This window comes from Arthrobacter sp. CAN_A214, assembly GCF_015751955.1.
Classification (GTDB): domain Bacteria; phylum Actinomycetota; class Actinomycetes; order Actinomycetales; family Micrococcaceae; genus Arthrobacter_D.
This window is the reverse complement of record NZ_JADOUU010000087.1, coordinates 1-1555: the sequence shown is the minus strand read 5'-3', so window position 1 is coordinate 1555 and position 1555 is coordinate 1. Positions and strand designations below refer to the sequence as shown.

General features: G+C 65.7%; 1 protein-coding gene. It reads left to right on the top strand.

What is annotated here, in order from left to right; all coding sequences use genetic code 11:
• Nucleotides 1–119 precede the first annotated feature (119 nt).
• Nucleotides 120–1522, top strand: a protein-coding gene (locus IWX65_RS17525) for an IS3 family transposase (protein WP_442859217.1) whose coding sequence is annotated in 2 segments (ribosomal slippage) — nt 120–474 and nt 474–1522 — 1404 coding nt in all. Because the reading frame shifts where the segments join, the coding sequence is not laid out codon by codon here.
• The last annotated feature ends 33 nt before the right edge of the window (nt 1523–1555 follow it).

Here is a 1555-nt window from a genome sequence, read left to right as displayed (position 1 = left end):
CCCTGTGCGCCAGGCTGGAGTGAGACACCCTTACTAATTCCTTCCCTTGCACGGGGTGAGAAGCGAGACAAATAGCGATGACGATGACGACGGCTGATGTGGCCATCGATGATGGGGTTATGGGACCTCGAGCTGACCGGCCGAAGAGGCGTAGTTTCACCGCCGAGTACAAGGCGGGAATCCTGGCCGAGTACGACGCCGCTGACCGTGGTGAGCGTGGAGCGATTCTGCGCCGGGAGGGGTTGTACTCCTCGCACCTCATCGAGTGGCGCAAAGCTGCTCAGGCTGGTGCGACGGCGGGTTTGGGTCCGGTGAGCAAGGATCGACGCGATAAGGAGATCGAGCAGCTGCGGGTGCGGGCGGAGAAGGCTGAGGCTGAGCTCGCCCGCTCGAGGGCGGCGCTTGATCTGATGGGAAAAGCACACGCGCTCTTGGAGACGCTCTCCGAGAGCGCGGAGGCCCCCACGCCGCGGCCGCGGTCGAAGAAGTGATTGTCCCGCTGGTCGACCAGCTCGCCGGCGTGAGCAGCGTCGCGACCGCGTGTGCGCTACTGGGTCGTTCACGGGCCAGCCACTACCGCGCCCAGTGGGAAGCCCGAAGGCGTGCCGGACTGCCGTTCGGGCCCGAGCCTCGCCGCGAGCAGCCACCACGGCCGGCCCCGTCGAACGCGTTGACCCAGTTGGAGCGCCAACGGGTGCTGGGCGTGTTGACCGGGCCACGGTTCGCTGACAAGGCCGTGGCGCAGACGTGGGCGACCCTGCTCGACGAGGGCACCTACCTGTGCTCGATGTCCACGATGCACCGCGTCCTGCGTGAACACGACCTGGCCGGGGAACGCCGCCGTCAGGCCACACATCCACCAAGGAAAAAGCCCGAGCTGCTGGCCACCAGACCAGGACAGGTCTGGAGCTGGGACATCACGAAACTCCGTTCGCCGACCCGCGGGGTTTACTACGACCTCTACGTCGTGATCGACATCTACTCCCGCTACATCGTGGCCTGGACCGTCGCCGCACGCGAGGACTCCCAGATCGCCACGGCGATGCTTGAAGAAGCGATGGGCGTGCACGGGATCCCCGAGGCGATTCACGCCGACCGGGGCACCTCGATGACCTCGAAACCCGTCGCCCAGCTCCTGCTCGACCTCGGCGTCGACCGGTCACACTCACGCCCGCACGTATCCAATGACAACCCCTACAGCGAGGCCGCATTCAAAACCCTGAAGTACGCCCCGGTCTTCCCGCCCAATTTCGGGTCCCTGCAGGACGCGAGGGCGTTCTGCGAGGCGTTCTTCGCCTACTACAACCACGAGCACCGCCACTCCGGGATCGGCCTGCACACCCCGGCCTCAGTCCACCACGGCACCGCAATTCAGGTCCGCGCCCAACGCCAGCAGACCCTCGACGCGGCCTACGCCGCGAAACCCGAACGATTCACCCGCAGCCGACCCGAAGCACCGAAACTGCCTACCGCCGCGTGGATCAACCAGCCCTCACAGGAAGCCCTCATACAGACAGCCTGAACTAACCTGTCTCACCAGCCTTGACATCTTCCG